Annotated in this window: 10 protein-coding genes; 5 read left to right on the forward strand and 5 right to left on the reverse strand. The window is 63.6% G+C overall.

Going from position 1 to position 19,752, the window contains the following annotated elements:
* Positions 1-69: 69 nt before the first annotated feature.
* Positions 70-426: a carboxymuconolactone decarboxylase family protein gene (locus tag KBB96_RS09765; RefSeq protein WP_211634511.1), complete on the reverse strand. Its 357-nt coding sequence runs from the start codon at positions 424-426 to the stop codon at positions 70-72.
* A gap of 194 nt (positions 427-620) precedes the next feature.
* On the opposite strand from KBB96_RS09765, the gene KBB96_RS09770 reads away from it, so the two are divergent.
* Together KBB96_RS09770 and KBB96_RS09775 are read left to right on the forward strand one after the other, a co-directional pair.
* Positions 621-3,557: a sensor histidine kinase gene (locus tag KBB96_RS09770; RefSeq protein WP_211634512.1), complete on the forward strand. Its 2,937-nt coding sequence runs from the start codon at positions 621-623 to the stop codon at positions 3,555-3,557.
* Positions 3,558-3,637: 80 nt separating this feature from the next.
* Positions 3,638-4,270 carry a response regulator gene (locus tag KBB96_RS09775; RefSeq protein WP_211634513.1) on the forward strand — a complete coding sequence of 211 codons (633 nt, stop codon included), beginning with the start codon at positions 3,638-3,640 and terminating at the stop codon, positions 4,268-4,270.
* Between the two features lie 267 nt (positions 4,271-4,537).
* Here KBB96_RS09775 and KBB96_RS09780 read toward each other — a convergent pair whose 3' ends face one another.
* The 3 genes from KBB96_RS09780 to htpG form a co-directional block, all read right to left on the reverse strand.
* A complete protein-coding gene (locus tag KBB96_RS09780; RefSeq protein WP_211634514.1) occupies positions 4,538-7,594 on the reverse strand; it encodes a beta strand repeat-containing protein in 3,057 nt (1,018 codons plus the stop codon).
* Positions 7,595-7,940: 346 nt separating this feature from the next.
* Positions 7,941-8,708, reverse strand: a complete 768-nt coding sequence (locus tag KBB96_RS09785) for an alpha/beta fold hydrolase (RefSeq protein ID WP_211634515.1) — start codon at positions 8,706-8,708, stop codon at positions 7,941-7,943.
* A 148-nt stretch (positions 8,709-8,856) separates the two neighbouring features.
* Positions 8,857-10,701 carry a molecular chaperone HtpG gene (gene htpG / locus KBB96_RS09790; RefSeq protein WP_211634516.1) on the reverse strand — a complete coding sequence of 615 codons (1,845 nt, stop codon included), beginning with the start codon at positions 10,699-10,701 and terminating at the stop codon, positions 8,857-8,859.
* A gap of 373 nt (positions 10,702-11,074) precedes the next feature.
* On the opposite strand from htpG, the gene KBB96_RS09795 reads away from it, so the two are divergent.
* The 3 genes from KBB96_RS09795 to KBB96_RS09805 all read left to right on the forward strand — a co-directional run bounded on the left by KBB96_RS09795 (position 11,075) and on the right by KBB96_RS09805 (position 15,545).
* Positions 11,075-14,047, forward strand: coding sequence for a sensor histidine kinase (locus KBB96_RS09795; RefSeq protein WP_211634517.1), 2,973 nt, complete (start codon positions 11,075-11,077; stop codon positions 14,045-14,047).
* 77 nt (positions 14,048-14,124) lie between these two features.
* On the forward strand, positions 14,125-14,757 hold the full coding sequence (locus KBB96_RS09800; RefSeq protein WP_211634518.1) for a response regulator: 633 nt from the start codon (positions 14,125-14,127) through the stop codon (positions 14,755-14,757).
* A 152-nt stretch (positions 14,758-14,909) separates the two neighbouring features.
* Positions 14,910-15,545: a LuxR C-terminal-related transcriptional regulator gene (locus KBB96_RS09805; RefSeq protein ID WP_211634519.1), complete on the forward strand. Its 636-nt coding sequence runs from the start codon at positions 14,910-14,912 to the stop codon at positions 15,543-15,545.
* A gap of 252 nt (positions 15,546-15,797) precedes the next feature.
* Here the strand turns inward: KBB96_RS09805 and KBB96_RS09810 are convergent, their stop codons facing one another.
* Complete coding sequence (locus tag KBB96_RS09810; RefSeq protein ID WP_211634520.1) at positions 15,798-19,676, reverse strand: autotransporter-associated beta strand repeat-containing protein; 3,879 nt, start codon at positions 19,674-19,676, stop codon at positions 15,798-15,800.
* Positions 19,677-19,752: the final 76 nt, after the last annotated feature.

Below are 19,752 nucleotides of genomic sequence, written 5' to 3' on the forward strand. Positions count from 1 at the left end.
GGTGGTGCGAAATAGGATCCGCGCCATCCCGCAATCCGGCAGGATGGGTGGAACTCCGGCCTGTCATTCTCAATCGGCGGATGGCGGAGGAGTGCCGCGCGCTTCATCGAAGAGGCGCATCGCCAGGAGGCCGTTTCCCGCCGCGCCTCCCGCACGCAGCGCCGCCGCGATGAACACGGTCTCCGCGATTTCCTCGCGGGTGGCCCCCGCCTTCACGGCGTTCTGGACATGGGATTCGATGCAGTACGCGCATTGGGTGGTCAGCGCGACTCCGATCGAGATGAGTTCGCGATATTTCGCAGGGATGGCTCCATCGGTGCGCTCGGCGGTGTACTTGAGGTTGAAAAACGCGCCGGCTTCCTTGGGGGCTCCGTCGATCAGTGCTTGGATGTACGCGCGGTCTTCCGGTGCTTGATACGATGACATGGGATGCGGGATGAGGTTTCAGCGAAGCCCCGGCACCACACCAACGGGCAATCGTGACTTGTGATTCTGATCCCTCTTCCGCAGAATCGCATCACCCGAATGGGTGAATCTGAACCTTCATGGAAACCCCGGTTCCGGGAATCCCCCGACGGAAACCGATGATTGCGCACGGACCAGCCGCTTTTTTCACACGTGTGCTTCTCATCGCAGCCTCGTGGGTGCTGCCGGGAAGAGCCGAGGACAGCCGCGCCTGGCTGAACCGCTCGTGGCAGATGAGCGAAGGCATGCCGAACAACGCGGTGACCGGCATCACCCAGGACCCGCAGGGATACATCTGGGTCTCCACCTGGTGGGGGATCGCTCGCTTCGACGGAGTGAAGTTCGACAACATCGTGGACGAGCTCCCGGGCGGAACGGTGTTCTGCATCGAGCGGGACCACCGCGGCCGGATCTGGGTGGGCACGGCCGCGGGAGTCGCCTGGCGCGAGGACGGGGTGTGGAAACGTCCGCCGGGAAGTACGACCGATCCCGTATATGCGCTGCAGGAGACCGCGGATGGCACGATGTGGGCCGGTGGCTACTACCACAGTTGGAAGATCTCCGGCTCCGGCACCATCCAGATGGATTTCCCCCAATCCAGCCCCCATATCCGCGCCCTGCGGGCGGATGGCGATGGCGGGATGTGGCTGCTGGGCCGGACCCAGCTTTTCCATTGCACGGCGGATGGCGCACCCGTGGCGGTGCTGGGTCCGTGGAACGGGCAGGAACTCGACGGACTGGGATATGACCGCGACCAACGGCTGGTGGTGTGTGGAAATGGAACGCTGGTGAGAAAGGACGGCGGGATCTGGACGGATCTGCTCCCGCTGATTCCCGGAGGTGGCAAGGACACCTTCAACGCCTGCACCACCGGACCGGACGGAACGCTGTGGCTGGCGACACGCAACGCGGGACTGGTGTATCTCGATGGAGAGACGCACGGCCGCATCGATGCTCCGGCCTCGCTTTCCCTCAATGACACCCGCTGCGTCTTCTTCGACCGGCAGGGCACCCTCTGGGTGGGGACGAACGGAGGAGGACTGGACCGCCTGCGCCGCCGCACCTTCGACAGCTACGGCCCGGCGGAGGGACTGGGGCGGAATGTGACCTCCGCGATCGCAATCGGTCCGGACGGAGTGGTGCGCGTCGGCACGGATGGCTCCGGCATCTTCCGCATGGAGAAAGGCCGCTTCGTGCCGGACCAGCAGGAAGCCGGGCTGCCGGAGCGCGCGCCCATCTGGTCGATGACCTATGATCCGCAGGGAACCCTGTGGGTGGGCTTCGAGCGGGAGGAACTTTTCCGGGTGCGGGATGGGAAGGCGGAAGCGGTGCGCGGTGTCTTCATCCCGCCGAATGAATCCCCCACCCTGTTCCATTCGCTGAAGCCCGCCCGGGACGGAGGCCTGCTGCTGGGGATGTCCTACCACGGCCTGCGGAAACTGGAGGACGGGACCTGCCGGACACTACTAGAGAGACCGTACGTGGGCTCCGTGACCCACACGCTGGAGGACTCGCGCGGCAGGCTGTGGGCGGCGGCCAGTGGAGAGGGCGCGTGGGTTTTCGAGAACGGCGCCTGGCGGGATGTGCGCAAGGACATCGGGGTGCGGAATTTTTCTCCGTCCATCCTCGCGGAGGCCGCGGAGGGAGGAATCTGGATCGGCTCGTTCGGCGAGGGGCTGGTCCTGTGGCGGGACGGCCATGTGAAATGGTGGGGCAGGAAGGAAGGTCTCATCAGTCTGGCGATCTTCCAGATCGAGGTGGACGACCACGGCCACCTGTGGCTGGGCACGGACCAGGGATTGCAGCGTCTCGACATCGCGGAGCTGGAGCGCTCGCCGGGCAACGACGGCCTGCCCTTGCACAGTCTCCGCTTCAACCGCGCGGACGGTCTGCCACCCGGGCAGTTCACGGTCGCCCATGGCAATGCGTCCCTGAAGGCACCGGATGGCTCGCTGTGGTTCTCACTGGCGGGCGGTGCGATCCACGTGGACCCGACGGTGACACTGAGGGCCCCGGAAGCGCCGCAGGTTCACATCGAGAGCGCCTCGGACAGCCGCGGCACGTTCTGGCAGTTTGAGAATCCGGCGCAGCACGGCCGCGTCGTGCAGCCACCGGGCTCCGGCAGATTGTTGATCCGCTTCACCGCGCCGGAATTCGTCCGGCCGGAGGAACTCCGCTTCCGTTACCGGCTGGCCGGAATGGAAAAGGATTGGCGGGAGAGCGGCGGAGACCGCACGGCCGGCTATCCGCTGCTGCCACCGGGCGAATACCGCTTCGAGGTGGCGGTGGCCACACCGGAAGGCGGCTGGTCCGCGAAACCCGCCTCCGTGGTGGTGATGGTCCAGCCGTTCATCTGGCAAACGGCCGCCTTCCGCATCGCGGCGGTCACGCTGGCACTGCTGGGAGCGGGCATCCTGGTGCGGAAATGGAGCGAGCGGCGGCTGAAGCGGAAGATGGCCCGGCTGATGCAGGAGACACGCCTGGAGCGCGAGCGCACCCGCATCGCCGGAGATCTGCATGACGATCTGGGAGCCACGCTCAGCGAGATCAATTTCATCGGCACCTTCGCCGCCGATACCTACTCCGGTCATCCCGTGCGGCAGAGCCTGGAGAACATCGTGGACCGCGCGCAGCGGATGGCGAAGTCGCTGGATGAAATCGTGTGGACCGTGAATCCCGCCCACGACCGCCTCCCGTCCGTGGCCCGCTATCTGTGTTCCCGCTGTCAGGAGAGCCTCGGCACCGCGGGCATCCGCTGCCGCCTGGATGTGGCGGAAAGATTGCCGGACGTGCCGCTCGATTCACAACTCCGCCACCACCTGTTGATGGCGGTGAACGAGATCATCCACAATGTGATGAAGCACTCCGGGGCCACCGGCTGCACGCTGGCCATCCGCCTGGAGAAGCATGAACTGGTCATCCGCGTGACGGACGACGGGCGGGGCTTCGACCGCTCCGAATGCCCGGTGGACCGGAACGGCCTGGCCAACCTGGAGCGCCGCATGAACGAGATCCAGGGTTCCTTTGAAATCACCAGTTCGCCCGGCCACGGCACGAAGGCCACGCTGCGGGCACCACTCCCATCCTCGTAAGAAACACCCCATTCTGGTGGTTTGCCGATCCGGCGTCCGGTGGCAGACTTCCGCCGTCACCTTTCTTTTTCATTCCGCTCATGTCGTCCAGGATCATCATCGTCGAAGACAACCACGTCGTCCGGGGCTGCCTTGAGGAATTGGCCAATACCCTGCCCGGCTGCGAGTGCGTGGGGGCCTTCGCCAGCGCGGAGGAAGCCCTGAAGCTGGCCGTGCATCTCAAGCCGGATCTGGCGATGATGGACATCCATCTGCCGAACCTCTCGGGCATCGAATGCGCGTCCCGCCTGAAGCAATCGCTGCCGGACCTGCGCATCCTGATGCTCACGATGTATGAGGATGAGGAGAAGATCTTCGAAGCCTTCAAGGCCGGAGCCAGCGGCTACCTTCTGAAGCGCAGCAGCCCGCGGGAGATCAAAGGCGCGATCGAGGAGATCCTCCGCGGCGGCGCACCGATGACGAGCGCGATCGCGCTGAAGGTGGTGGAATCCTTCCGACCCACGCAGGCGAAGGACGCGGACGCGCCGGAGCTCTCCCGCCGCGAGACCGAGGTGCTGGGTTGCCTGACCAAAGGATACTCCAACAAGGAGATCGCCGAAGAACTCAGCATCTCCCCCGATACGGTCCACTGGCACCTCAAGCAGATCTACGACAAGCTCCATGTGAAGGGCCGCACCGAAGCCGCGCTGAAGTACATGGGGATGAAGGGGTAGGTGACAGGGGGCCAAGCATGGCTCTCTGATCCCGCAGGGATCACGGACCATAGCCCCGGGTCAACGAGCCTCGGCGAGGCATCCCTACCTTTAAGACACGATGACGGGCCGGCTGGAGACCCAACCGGCCCGTATTTCATTCATTGCATCATTATCCAGGAAATCTTGCTTTGGTGAGGCGCGCAGACGGACCGGCCGGAATGCCAGCCGGTCCGCCTCTATTGCAGTGGACCCAGGAAAAACCGTCCCACGCTCACGCGTGGCTCGTCACAAGACCGGCAGCTTCAGGCGCAGGAAAAGACGGGAGGATACGGCCAGAGCCCGCGGCACCGTCACCGTCACGACCCCGCTGGGATCGGAGACAATGGACACCCCATCCACCCCATCCACCGCGTCCGTCCAAACGCTCAGATCCGAGCTGTATTGGACGACGGAAGGGTAGTTCGCAGCCTGGCCGTCCCGGAAATAGATGAACTGCACGCTGCCCGGCGGATACATCACCACCGGCAGGAGAGCGCCATCGCCGGAGGCCGCGGGATTTCCGCCGATGAGGAACTCGATGCCGTTCCGGATGCCATCGTGATCGTCATCCGCATTCGCCTCCCCCACCCCATGGCTCACGGCCCAGGCGGTATAGCTGCCGGGACCGGCCACCGTGAGACGGCCGCTGCCGGAGAAGTGCGCGTCATCGATGATGCCGGCACCGGAACCGGTGGCCCCATAGGTGCCGGAGGCCATGGCGACACCGTTGATGAACAGTGCGCCCACGATGTCCGCCTGGCCGTGGGTCAGCGCCAGCTTCGCGCCATCGGCGATGTTGACCGTGGAGCTGTCATCCAGCGTGGCCGCTCCCAGGGAGAGCGTGCCCGCGCTGATCGTGGTATTTCCCGTATAGGAAGGATGGGCCACGATGGCGGTGTTGCCGCCGGTCTTCGTCAATGCGGCGGCACCTGTCACCGTCCCGGTCAGGGCCAGCACGTTCGGGCCTGCATCCAGCGTGAAGGCATCCGTCACGGAAACCGCTCCCGTCCAGGTGCCGGTATCGCCGCCCTCCACATACAGGGCGCCGCCGGATTCGAGGATCACCGGAGTGGCGATGGTCCGTGTGCCATAGGTGCCGACGCGTGCGCCGCTTTTCACCCGCACGTCTCCGGTGGTGCCGCCGAGGGCCTTGTCGGAATTCTCGACCCAGACACGGCCCGCGGCCACCACGTAGTGGATGGGTGAACCGGAGGCATCCCCGCGGATGCCCATGCCCTTGTCGGCATTGAGCGTGAGGGTATGGCCGTTGCCGGTGATGATGCCCACGCTGTTGTTGGTCCGGCAGAGATCGAAGCGGCCACCCTTCGCCCCCAGCGAGGCATCCGCGGACAAGGTGAAGTTCCGGATGCCGGAGCCTTCATAAATATCGCCGCCGCTGTTGGCCAGCGCGCCGAAGCCGTCCACGCCATCCCCCGCCACGGTGTAGTCCGTCACGCGGCCGGACCACGCGGGTGCATTGCCGGCGAAATCCAGCGTCGCTCCCGCGGCCACCGTCACTCCGGAGGTGAAGCCAAGCGGCTCCCAGTTGTTCAGCTTGATGGTGCCCGCATTCAGCAGAACCGGTCCGGTATAGCTGCTGCCGGTGCCGCCGAGCACCAGCGTGCCGGTGCCGTTCTTGGTGAGGCCCGTGGGACCGGTGATGCCATTGCCATTGCCGGCATTCAGCGTGTACGTGTTCGCGGTGTTGAAGGTGACGGAGGTCGGCTGGACCACGGCGTTCAGATCTACGGTATTCACCGTAGATGTATCGTCGAACAGGACGTCATCCCCCAGCAGGAAGGGAATGTTGCCCGAGCCCGCGGTCCAGTTCGTGCTGCCATTCACATCCCAGGTGGTATTCGCCGCGCCGGTCCAGACCAGCGGCAGGTTGCTGCCGGACACGGTGAGATTGATGACGCCGGGGGTGGAGGTATCCAGCGCCACGGTCTTGCGGTAGAGGCTGCTGTCGATCGTGAAGCCGCCCGCTCCCGCCAGCCCGCCGTGATTCATGACCGGCCAGGTGCCGTTCGCGGGCAGCGAGGGAAGCGTGAGCTTGTTCGGCCCCTCGAAGGTCACCGTTCCCAGCACCGTGAGCGGGGAGCCCGGAGTGAGGGCCAGCTTGGCCCCGGCGGTGGTGCCCACCGTGAGATTGCCGTTGATCGTGCCGGTGCCGCCGAGGGTGAGCCCGTCATTGACGATGACGCTGCCGCCCAGGGTCCCGTTGAGGTTCGCCCGGCCGCGGGTCAGGGTGAACGCGCCGGTGTAGCCGGGGGAGCTTCCATTGAGATTGAGGGTGCCGGACGCATCGTAGGTGCTGGTTCCCAACTCCAGCGCGGCGGTGCCGCTCAGGGCGCCGCTGATGGTGGCGGTGGAACCGCCATTCACCACCACGCGGGCCGCTCCCGTGAGCGCCACCGGCCCGCCGAGCACCACCCCATCGCTGAAGCGGATCGCCCCGAGCTGGCCCACGCCTTCCGACCAACCATTGCCCTCGATCTGGATCGCATTCGCGAAGGTGCCGTTGGCATTGAACCAGAGCTGCGAATTGGTGCCGACCGCCCGCGCCATGCCGGTGCCCAGCGAGTTGGTGTTATCCAGCCTCAGACGGCCGTTGTTGACCCAGGTGCCGCCGGTGTAGGTGTTGGCGGAATTGATCGCGAAGTGGTCGCCCCCGGTCTTGATGAGCTTGAGCGGCGTGGAACCGTTGTAGTCCTTGATGACCGCTTCATTGACCTGGTAGTTGTCTCCTCCCCCGTTCGCCACGATGGCGAGGGTGCCGGAGGACGAGGTTACGAAGCCGCTGCCGCTGCCGACCTTCAGCCAGTGGCTTTGGTTGTGAAACATCAGGCCGCCGAGCGCGATATCCACGGTGGCACCGTTGCTGATGAGGAAATCGCGGGTGGTTTCCAGATTTCCGATCGACTGGCTGGTGGCCACGGTGGAGTCGGAAAAGCCGTCGAAGTAAGTCGTGGGGGCCGTGGCGGTGGCGAGGGTGCCGGGGCCGATGGCCTTCTCGGCATTCGAAACCGGAACCACCTGCGTGCCATCGTATTTCAGGAAGCCCCACTGGGTATGGGCCCAGCCCGGCAGCGGCCCGGTGGCGGGAGTGGAACCATTGATCGTGCCCAGCGTGATCGCGGTATTCGAGAAGAAGTCGAAGCCGATGCTGTCACCGGCATTCACATTGACGTTGGCGGTGGTGCCGTTGATAAAAGTTTCAACGGCGTGGCTCAATCCCGGCAGCAGGGCCAGGGTGGCTGCGGTTTGCAGAAGGCGGGTCCGGAGAGAAGCTTTGGGTTTCATCGGATGGGTTTGGGGAGTGGCTTTGCAATGGACTCACGGCATCCAAGCGGAGGTTCCGTGTGGTAATACCTTGCAATCCCCCGCTCCGGTGCGCACCCACCCGAATGGGTGGAAATGAGAAACCGTCATGACACGGACACCGAACGATGAACACGGGACATACGACATCGGGCCCGCCCCCCGGAAATCATACGGGCCGGTTGGAAAACCAACCGGCCCGTGCTCGTTATTGCGTGTTCACCCAGGAAAGCTGTGGCGTGGGACTAGTGGAGCGGAAGATCTCAGAAACCGATTCCTCGCGCACCTACCAGAACAGGTGAAAATGACGCGGACGGAACAGGGACGCTCACCGCTCCACCGACAGCGCCTTCACCAGCACCTCCGGGAATTCCGCATTGGTGACGCAACTGATGTGATCGGAATCCTTGATGACCGTGACCGGCCAATCCGGTCGTGCGGCCTCCAGCGGCCTCACATACAGGAAGCGGATGGGATCGCGGTCGCCCACCACGACACTCACGGGAGTCTTCATCGACTTGAGCTGGTCCTGCGTGAGCCACAGCTTTGACATGCTGCGTCCGCACAGCGCCGTGGGCTCGGCGTTCTTGTCGAGCTTGCCGAGCTGATCCATCAACCCCTGGAGCTTTTCGTCCGGGTTCTGCCAACCCATGCCGCCGATCACCAGCGAGAGGACGCGGTCGGGGTGCTGGAAGGTGAAGTTCAGCCCGATGGTGCCGCCCATCGAGTAGCCGACGATGTGCGCCTTGCGGATCTTGAGATGATCGAGCAGCCGGGTGACATCCTCGACCACTTCCTTGCCGTAGAGGTTCTCTTCCTTCGGCTTGTCCGAGCCGCCGTGGCCGCGCACGTCCAGCTCGATCACACGGAAGCGTTCCGCCAGTTTCGTACTGACGCCGGGCCTTTCCCAGTTGGTCGCGTAGTCGACCGTCCAGCCGTGGATGAGCACGACCGGCGGCCCTTGCCCGCGCGTGGCGTAGGCGATCTTCACACCATTGGACACGAAGGACGCCGTTTGCGGCGCATCCGCAGGAGCGCCAAAGGTACAGGCGCTGGAGAGCACAACAAGGCAGCCATGGATAAGATTGTTTTTCATCGACAGGAGGAGTTGGAGGGAAACCGTCGATAGGTGTCCGTGGAGACCGCCCCGGAAGGTTACAAGCCTATCACAAAAAAGCCCTGCGGGAAGAATCCCGCAGGGCATTTGAAACGGCGGTGAAGATCGGCACCCGTGCCGGAGAACCTCAGCCGATCGCTTTTTCCATCAGCGTGTTCATGCGGCTGATGGTATCGCGCGCATCCTCGAGCAGCCCCGCGGAAATGAGCGCGTTGTCGAGAAGCTGGAGCGCGACGAGGCGGGCGACGTCCGGATTGCCTTCCTTCGCGGCGGCCAGCTTCCGGATGAGTGCGTGGCGGGGATTGATCTCGATCTCCACCTTCACCTCGTCCTGGAAGTTTTCGTCCATCGCCTTCATCATGCGGCGCATCTGCGGCGTCATGCCATCCTGCGGGACGAGCGCGATGATCGGGCTGTCCACCAGGCGCTTGCCCGCGGACACGGTGGTGACGCGGTCGCCGAATTCATCCTTGAGGAAGGTGCAGAGCGCCTCGGTCTCCGCGGTGCCGAGCGATTCGCCATCGTGGCTGGAATCCTCCAGCTCCACGCCCGCGCTGCTGATGGCGACGAGCTGCTTGCCCTCGACCTCGCCGAGGGTTTCGAGCACGTATTCATCAATGGCATCGGTGAAGTACACGACCTCCAGACCGCGCGCCTTGAAGGCCTCCAGATAGGGGCTGCTCTCAAGCTGCTCGCGGTTCGGGCCGATGAGGTAATAGATCTTGTCCTGGCCGTCCTTCGCGCGGGTGAGATAGTCGCTGAAGCTGGAGAGCTTGCCATCCTCGGTCATGGAAGACTCGAAGCGCAGCAGCTTGGCGAGCGCGTCCTTGTTCGCGTGGTCGGTGGCGACGCCTTCCTTGAAGAAGCGCTCGAACTTCTTGTAGAAGGCGTTGTATTTCTCCGGATCGGCGGCGGCTTCCTTCTCGAACATCTTGATCACGCGCTTGCTGATCACGCTGCCGAGTTTCTTGACGAGCGCGCTGTCCTGCATCGTCTCGCGCGAGATGTTCAGCGGGATGTCCGCGCTGTCGATCACGCCCTTCACGAAGCGCATCCACTCCGGCAGCAATCCCTTCGGTGCGGAATCAATGAGCACCTTGCGGCAATACAGCGCCACGGCGGGCTCCATCTTGCTCATGCCCCAGCGCTCGGGATTTTCCGATGGGATGAAGAGCAGCGCGTTGATGACGATGGGCGCGTCCGCGCTGAAGTGCAGGCGGTAGGCGGGTTCGTCGAAGGCTTTCGCGGTGAACTGGTAGAAGGCCTTGTATTCGTCCTCGGTGATGTCCGCCTTGTTCTTGAGCCACAGCGCCTCGACGTGGTTGACGCGCTCGCCTCCGAGCAGGATCGGGAAGCCGACGAAATTGCTGTAGGTCTCGATGAGGTGCTTGATACGGCTCTGCTCCGCATACCCGGTCTGCCCTTCCTTCAGGTGCAGCACGATCTTCACGCCGCGCGTCTGCTCCGGCGCGTCCTCGATGGTGTAGCCGCTGGCGCCATCGCTGGTCCAGACGAGGCCCTCGCCGCCCTTGCGCCAGCTCCGGGTGTAAACCTTCACCTCATCCGCCACCATGAAGGCGGAGTAGAAGCCCACGCCGAACTGGCCGATCATGTTGCCCGGAGAGCCGCCGCTGTCCTTCATCGCCTGGAGGAAGGCCTTGGTGCCGGAGTGGGCGATGGTGCCGAGGTTCTCCACCAGCTCCTCCCGGGTCATGCCAATGCCGCGGTCCTCGATGGTGAGGGTCTTTCCTTCCGCATCCGCGGTGATGGTGATCTCCAGCGGCAGCTCCGCGTCCTGGATGTCCTTCTCGATGCCCTGGAGATGCCGCAGCTTCTCCATCGAGTCGGACGCGTTCGAGATCAACTCGCGCAGGAAGATCTCGCGGTCGGTGTAGAGGGAGTGGACGACGAGATCGAGCAGTTGCTTGATTTCCGCCTGGAAGACGTGCTTTTCGAGTGTGGCTTCGCTCATGGGAGTGGAGGCGCGGATGATAGCCGCGGAGGCTCCCGTGTCAAAACCGGCGCTCGGCGTCGGCCACAACCCCATCCGAACACGCCGGGGCCGCCCGGGAAACTCCCGGGCAGCCCCTTTTTCACGGGATAGCTGCCACACTATTGACCGCTACTTGTTCCCAGGAAGGCCGCTCAATACCAAATCCTCCAACGGAACTGCGTGGATGCACCATATGCGGCCCGGGACCATCTGCATGGGTTTGATGGGGGGAAGCAACCGAACTGGCATCAAGCGCGCTTTGTATCCCGCAAGCCGGAGCCTGCCTATCACCAGAATGGGTGAATCTGCGGGATTGCCCGATGCAGGCAGCAAATGCGACAATGAAATTGGAATGATCCCGCATGGTGCCCCTGCCTTTCTTTCCCGCGTCCTGCTGGCGATGGCGGGACTGATGTTGCCGGGCCCGGGCGATGAAGGGCGGACGTATCTGAACCGCGTCTGGCAGATGAGCGAGGGGCTGTCCAACAACGGAGTGAACTCCATTTGCCAGGACGCGCAGGGATACATCTGGGCCGCCACCTTCAATGGAATCGACCGCTTCGATGGCATGAAGTTCGAGAACTTCACCACGCGCGATGGACTTCCCAGCAATCACGTTGTCTGCGTGTTCGCGGACAGCAGGGGGCGCCTGTGGGTCGGCACCATCGCCGGGATCGCATGGCGGGAGAACGGCACGTGGAAGAAGCTGCCGGACGGCCCGAAGGGGAACGCCTACCTGCGCGAAGCATCCGATGGCACGATCTGGGCCGCCTGCGATGATCAAATCTGGAAGATCTCCGGCGATCGCGCCACCCACATGGACGTGCCGGGCTCCAATCCGAATCTTCACGCGCTGCTGCCGGATGATGCGGGGGGCATGTGGATCCTCGGCCGCAGCAACGTTTACCACTGCACCCGTGATGGAGAGCCGCAGGAACTTCGCGGCCCGTGGACCGACGATCTGGAAGGACTGACCCGTGATCGCGAGGGACGGCTGGTGGTGTGCGGGAATGGCATGATCGTGAGACGGGATGCGGACGGCTGGACGGACCTGTGTCCGCTCATTCCCGGCAGCACGGAGGATGCGATCCATACCTGCATGACCACGGCGGATGGCACGCTGTGGCTGGCCACGCGCAATGCGGGTCTGGTCTATCTGGATGGAAAAGCGACGGACCGCCTCGACACGCCGGCCACCATCTCGGTCAATGACACCCGCTGCCTTTTCATCGACCGCCAGGGAAGCCTGTGGGTGGGCACGAACGGCGGCGGACTGAACCAACTGCGCCGCCGGATGTTCGACAGCTACGGCCATGCCGAGGGACTCGGGCGTGCCGTGACCACCGCCATCGTGAGCGGGCCGGACGGAGTGCTGCGGATCGGCACGAACGGCTCGGGCGTGGTGCGCAAGGAGGGAGCGCGTTTCGTGCCGGACCTGCGGGGCACCGGACTGCCGGAGCGCGTTCCGGTGTGGTCGATGGCTTATGACAAGGAGGGAGCGTTGTGGGTGGGAGCCTACCGCGATCCCCTGTTCCGGGTGAAGGATGGCCGGGCCTCGCAGGTGGCGTCCATGTTCCCGGAAGGCGCTCCCTACACGCAGTTTCTCTCTCTCCACGCCTCGCGCGATGGCGGGCTGCTGCTGGGGATGAGCGGCTACGGGCTGCGCAGGCTGGAGGGAGGATCGTGCCGCGTGCTACTAGAAAAACCGTACGTTTGGAACATCTACGACACGCTGGAAGACTCGCACGGGAACCTGTGGGCCGCGGCGGGCAGGGAGGGCGTGTGGCTTTCCGGGAAAGAAGGCTGGCGGGACATGCGGCCTGAGACGGGCGTCGCTTACATGAATGCGGCGGTACTGACGGAAAGCGCGGGCCGCGGCGTGTGGATCGGCACGCTCGGACAGGGATTGATCCAGTGGCGGGATGGCCGTGCGAAACGCTGGACCGGAAAGGAAGGCCTGGTCAATGACGCGATCTGCCAGATCGAGGCGGATGACCGGGGTTATCTCTGGCTGGCGACGGAAGGTGGCTTGCAGCGGCTCGAGCTGGCGGAGCTGGAGAATTCGCCGGGCCTCGGGGGCCCACCCTTGCATGGGGTGAGCTTCAGCCATGCGGATGGCCTGCCACCAGGACAGTTCACCACGGGTCATGGCACCCTGTCCCTCAAAGCGCCGGATGGCTCGCTGTGGTTTTCGTTGTCAGGTGGTGCGATCCATGTGGACCCTGCGGTGGAATTGATGGAGCCGGCCGCGCCAGTGGTTCACATCGAGAGCGCCGCGAACAACCGTGGCAGGCTTTGGCAATTCGAGACCGCCACGACACGCGACCGGCTCGTGCAGCCCGCGGGCGCGGGCACGCTGCTGATCCACTTCACCGCGCCGTATTTCATCCACCCGGAGAAATTGCGCTTCCGCTACCGCATGAGCGGATTGGAGACGGAGTGGCGGGAGGCGGGAAGCGAACGCACCGCCGGCTACGCGATGCCGCCGCCGGGCGAATACCGCTTCGAGGTGATGGCCGCCACCTCCGGCAGCGGATGGCCCGCGACCCCCACGGTGATGACCGTGGTAGTCCAGCCGTTTTTCTGGCAGACGGTGGGATTCCGCGTCATTGCCACGGCGGCGGGATTCATCGCACTGGGCATCGGCATGCGGACATGGACGGAGCGCCGGATGAAGCGGAGGATGGCGAGACTGGAGGAGGAGACCCGCCTGGAACGCGAACGCAGACGCATCGCCAGCGACCTGCACGATGATCTCGGAGCCACCCTCAGCGAGATCAATTTCATCGGAACCTTCTCCGCCGTCACCTACACCGACCATCCCGTGCGGGACAATCTCCAGCACATCGTGACCCGTGCGCAGCGGATGGCGAAGTCCCTGGACGAGATCGTGTGGACCGTAAACCCCACGCACGACAACCTTTCATCGGTGGCACGCTATCTCTGCTCACGCAGCCAGGAGAGCCTCCGGACCGCAGGCATCCGCTGCCGCCTGGACGTATCCGAGGACCTCCCGGAGGTGACCTTCGATTCGCAACTCCGGCATCACCTGCTGATGGCGGTGAACGAAATCATCCACAACGTGATGAAGCACTCCGGAGCCACCGAGTGCATGCTGTCCATTCACCGGGAGCAGGACGAGCTGGTCATTTCCGTGCGGGACAACGGCCGCGGCTTCCGCCGCTCGGAATGCCCCGCGGATCGGAACGGGCTGACCAATCTCGAACGCCGGATGAATGAAATCCACGGCAGCTTTGAAATCACCAGCACGCCCGGCCAGGGCACCCTCGCCGTCCTTCGTTCGCCACTGCCGCTTCAGAAATGAAAATCAACCATTTCGGGGGATAGGATTGTCCGGCTCCGGCTGGTATGATCGCGGCCTAATCCTTTGTTTTCATTCTCATGTCCTTCCGAATCATCATTGTCGAAGACAACCACGTTGTCCGGGGCTGCCTCGAAGAATTGATCCACACGATGTCCGGCTGCGAATGCGTGGGGAGCTTCATCACCGCGGAGGAAGCTCTGAAGCTGGCCGTGCATCTCAAGCCGGATCTGGCGATGATGGACATCCACCTGCCGAACCTCTCCGGCATCGAATGCACCGCCCGCCTGAGGGAGATGCTGCCGGATCTGCGGGTGCTGATGCTGACGATGTACGAGGATGACGACAAGATCTTCGAAGCCTTCAAGGCCGGAGCCAGCGGCTATCTCCTGAAGCGCAGCAGCCCGCTCGAAATCCAGGGTGCGATCGAGGAAGTCCTCCGGGGCGGAGCGCCGATGACCAGCGCCATCGCTCTGAAGGTGGTGGAATCGTTCCGGCGCACGCCGAAGAAAAATCCGGGTGACCCGGAACTCTCCCGGCGCGAGAAGGAGATCCTGCAATGCCTCGCCAAGGGCTCCGCGAACAAGGAGATCGCCGACGAACTCGGCATCTCACCCGATACGGTCCACTCGCATCTGAAGCAGATCTACCACAAGCTCCACGTGAAAGGCCGCACGGCCGCGGCGCTGAAATTCCAAGGCATGCAGGAGTAAGCAGGAGGCAGGGATGCCCCGCCGGCACATCCGGGGAGCGGAGGATCGTTCGTGGATGAGGGAGCGTTCCCACGGAGAAAAATCACCCTTTCAGGCGAGTGACCCTTTCCAACCCCGGTGGCATGATCGGACGACCCATCCTTTCCCTGGTCATGCCATTCAAGATCACTATTGTCGAGGACAGCCATGTCATCAGGAGTTGCCTGGCACAGCTGGTCAACACGCTGCAACGTTGTGAATGCGCGGGAGATTTCGCGAACGCCGGGGAAGCGCTCGCAGCAGCTTCCAGCCTGTCCCCGGATCTCGTTTTGATAGACATCCATTTGCCGGACCGTTCCGGCATCGAGCACACGGCGCGCTTGAAGGATCTGCTGCCGGAGTTGCGGATCCTGATGCTCACCCTGTTCGACGAACAGGACAAGATCTCCGATGCCTTCAATGCCGGAGCCACCGGATACAGCTTGAAACGCGGCAGTCCGCGGAAGATCAAAAAAGCCATTGAAGAGATCCTCCCGGGCGAAGTTCCGATGACCAGCGCCATCGCGTCGAAGGTGGTGGAATCCATCCGGTCTTCATCGAAGAAGCGGATGGCGGATGAACCGGATCTCTCCCGCCGCGAAACCGAGGTGCTGGGCTGGGTGACGAAAGGATACTCAAACAAGGAAATCGCCAAAGAACTGGGCCTCTCGCCGGATACCGTCCACTGGCACCTGAAGCAGATCTACGAAAAGCTCCGGGTCAAAAGCCGCACGCAAGCGGCATTGAAGTTCACAGACATGAAGAGATGAGGTTCCGACGCAAAGAGAGTGGAATCCGGTTCGAGAAGATCGGATAGGACGGACGAGTATGGAATGACGGGCCGGTTGGAATCCAACCGACCCGTCTCTGTTGCATGGACCCAGGGAGAGTGATCGCAATCGGGACGCAGCTCGGAAGCAGTGGGAACGGCAGCTGCCCATGAGCAGCCACCGCTCCGCGCTTCGTTCATTGCATGCTACCCAGGAAAACGTTTCCGAGAGCACGGCGTTCCGGATTTCCCCTCACTGCGCCTCCGTGACCGTGGCGCGGAGGAAGAACATCGGATTCGCTTCCGAGTTCGGGATGTAGAAGAAACGGTTCGAGTAGCCGGCGGGAGCCGGCACGGCTGCATCCATCAACGGCTGGCGATCCGCCACCGGCACCTCGGCGGCCGGGATGCTGGTCCAATCGATCAGGTCGAGGCTGGCCTGGATGTTGTAGGTGATTCCGGAGATCGTGGCGGTTGGCCCGCCCGCGAAGTTCGCTCCGCTTCTCACCGGTACGGTGAGGGTCAGCATCCGATTGCCGTTCACCATCGCCATGCGGCTCACGATCCTCAGGTTGGTCGCCCCGGACACCGGGCTGCCACCGAAGGCGAATTCATGCAGGTTGTTCAGGCCATCGTGATCCGGATCGGCGTCCTTCAGCTTGTCCGCGGGATTGACCAGCCCGGGGTAGCTGTTGGTCCAGGTGGCATACGGGTCCGCGGTCAGGCCCATGAAGTTCGCGGCATCCTCCGCGATCTGGGCCGGGGCCAGCGCGATCTTGTCAAAGCGGAGGCGGGCGATCTCGCCATTGAAGAACCGGCGGTCGGCACCGTTCACCACGTTATAGCCGATCCCGAAAGGCGAATTGCGGATGGCGTCCCCGGGAGAAGACGTTGCATAGGTGAGCGCGGAGCTCTTGCCCTGGCTCACGCCATTGATGAAGGTCTCGATGGTGTATTTGGTCGCATCGGTCCCGGAGGGATTCTGGTCCACGACCATCGTCACCGTCTTCCACTCGTCTGCGGTCACCGCCCCGCCTTTCACAAAAAAGTCTCCGCCGCAGGCCACGGCTCCATTGAGTGTATTGGCGCTGGAAAATCCGAACTGGAATTCACCTTGGTTGGCACCGCCCAATTCAAAGCCGGTGATCATGTTGTATTGGTAAGCGTTGGCATCGGGTCCGGCTCCCGTCCCGGGAGTCGCACCCACCTTGATCACCGCGGTAACCGTGAACTCCTTCAGGTTGCCCAGCAGGGAGGATGAGTCCGAGGCGAAGCCCGAAGAGCCATTGAACTGAACCGTGGAAACCGGTTTGGACTGGATCGTGCCACTGCCCACGGTCGGCGTTCCGGCTCCGATCGTCGCGGGTTCGGAGGAGATCGCATCGGTCCAGACTCCGGTGCCAGCCCAATCCTCCGCACGCCATTCCATGATGGCGGCGCGGGTCGCCACCGTGGTGACCGACAGACGGCCGGTGCCGGAGAAGTGGGTATTGTCGATGTTGGTGGCACCGGACCCGGTGGCACCATAAGTGCCGGGTGCCATCGCCACGCCGCCGATGAACAGTGCGCCCACCGTGTCCGCCTGGCCATGGGTGAGGCCGAGCTTCGCCGAGCCGCCGATGGTCACGATGGAACCGTCCGCCAGCGTGGCCGCCCCCAGCGACAGGGTGCCTGCGGTGACGGTGGTATCGCCGGTGTAGCCCGGCTGCGCCACGGTCACGGTCTGCGCGCCGGTCTTGGTGAGAGACGCATTGCCGGTGACCGGCCCGGTGACAGTCACGGTATTCGGACCCGCATCGAAGGTGACCGCGCCGCTCAGGGAAATCGGGCCGGTCCAGGTGCCATTGCCACCTCCTTCCGCATACAGGCCACCACCGTTCTCGATGGTCACCGGCGTGGGGACTGTGAGGCCGGTCCACATCCCAAGACGCGCGCCGCTTTTCACCAGCACGGTGCCTGTGGTGCCGCCGAGCGCGTTGTTGGAGGTCTGCGCCCACACCCTTCCGGAGGCCACCACATAGTGGATCGGCGAGCCCGAGGCATTTCCGTGCACGCCGATGCCTCTGCCCGCATTGAGCGTGAGGGTGTGATTGTTGCCGGTGGTGATGCCGCCGGTGCCACTGCCGAAACCGATGTCCAGACGCCCTGTGTTCCCGTTGACCGAGGCATCCCCGGTCAAGGTCACGTTGCGGACGCCCGAGTTCTCGTTGACGTCTCCGCCCGTATTCGTCAACGCACCCAGCCCGTCCACTCCATTGCCTTCGATGGTGTAGTCCGCGATGCGTCCCGCCGTCCTGGGCGTGTTGCCGTTGAAATCCACGGCCGCCCCGGCCACCACCGTGACTCCAGAAGTGAAGCCGAGCGGTTCCCAGTTGTTCAGCTTGATGATGCCCGCGTTGATCTGTACCGGACCGGTGAAGGCATTGCCGATGCCGCCGAGCACCACGGTGCCGGTGCCGTTCTTGGTGATGCCGGTGGGGCCGGTGATGCCATTGCCCGCCGCGCAGTTGATCGTGTAGGTGCTGCTGTTGTTGAAGGTGACGGAACCCGGCTGCAAGAGTCCGAGAATCGTCACGGTTTTCGCGGTGGCGGTTTCATCAAAGAGGACGTCATCGCCCTGGAGGAACGTGATGTTTCCCGCTCCCGCGCTCCAGTTCGCACCCGCGTTCAGGTCCCAGTTCCCATTTGTCGCGCCGGTCCATGTCAGCGGCAAGCCGCTGCCCGAAACCGTGACGGCGATGACTCCCGGCGCGGAGGTGTCCACGGCCAGGGTCTTGCGGTAGAGCGTATTGTCGATGGAGAGATTGGAGGGATTGACCAGCGTGCCGTAGTTGAGCACGGGATAGGTGCCGTTGGCCGGCAGCGTGGAAATGGTCAGCTTGTTCGGGCCATTGAGGGTCGCCGTTCCGAGGACTTTGAGAGGAGATCCCGGAGTCAGAGCCAGCGTCGCACCCGCCGTCGTTCCGACAGTGAGGTTGCCATTGATCGTACCGGTTCCGCCAAGCGTACGAGCGTCCGTTACATTCACGCTGCCGCCGAGGGTGGTGTTCACGTTCAAGCGGCCCCGGCTGATCGTCAAAAGCCCCGTGTAGCCCGAAGCATTTCCGTTGAGGTTGAGCGTGCCACTGACATCGAACGGGGCGTAACCCATTTCCAAGGCCGCCGTGCCAGTCAAGGCACCGGTGATGGTCGCGGTGGAATTGGGACTCACTGCCACACGGGCTGCTCCGGTGAGAGTCACCGGACCGCTGAGCGTGACTCCGTTGTTCAGGCGAAGGGCGCCAAGCTGGCCCACGCTTTCCGACCATCCATTCCCCACGATCTCAAACGCATTGGCGTAAGTCCCTCCTCCGGTCAGCCAGATCTGGCCATTGGTGTTCGCCACCCGTGCGGTGCCCGTTCCGAGAGCGCCGGCGTTGTTGGCTTGAAGCCGACCGTTGTTCACCCAGGTGCCGCCGGTATAGGTGTTGGTCGCGCCGAGGTAGAGGTGGTCCGGACCCGCCTTGATCACTTTCAGCGGCGTGGTGCCATTGAAGTCCTTGATGACGACGTCATTCACCCGGTAGTCGCCGGCACCGCCATTGGCCACGAGGGCGAGTGCGCCGGACGAGGAAGTCACGAAGCCGCTGCCGGTGCCCACCTTCACATAGTGGCTGTCACTGGAGAACATGAGACCGCTGTTCGCGACATTCAGCGTGGCACCGTTGCTGATGAGGAAGTCGCGGGTGGTCTCGACCCATCCGATCGACTGGTTCGAGGCGGACGTGGTGGCCGCGAGACTGTCGTTATAAATGGAAGAGGCGGTGGCTGACGAGAGGTTGGCGGCACCCACGACCTTCTCACCGCTCGGGATCTCCAGCACCTGCGTGCCATTGTATTTCACGAAGCTGTTCTGCGTGTGCGCCCAGCCGGGAAGCGGTCCGGTGGCGGGGGCCACCGAGTTGATGGTGGCGAGGGAGATGGCCGCATTGGTGTTCGTGGAATCGAACCAGACACTGTCTCCCGTGTTCACCACCAGGTCGGTGACGGCGGAGTTGACGGTGATTTCACCCGCATGGGTGAATCCCGAAAACAGGATCAGGATGGCGGTGGTTTGCAGGAGACGACTCCGGAGGGATGACTTGGGTTTCATCGGGGAATTGGGTATTGCGTTGCACGATCCACGGAATCGGCGGCGGCCCCGTAATGGTCGGCCTTCTCCACTGAAA

The organism is Luteolibacter ambystomatis (assembly GCF_018137965.1).
Classification (GTDB): domain Bacteria; phylum Verrucomicrobiota; class Verrucomicrobiia; order Verrucomicrobiales; family Akkermansiaceae; genus Luteolibacter; species Luteolibacter ambystomatis.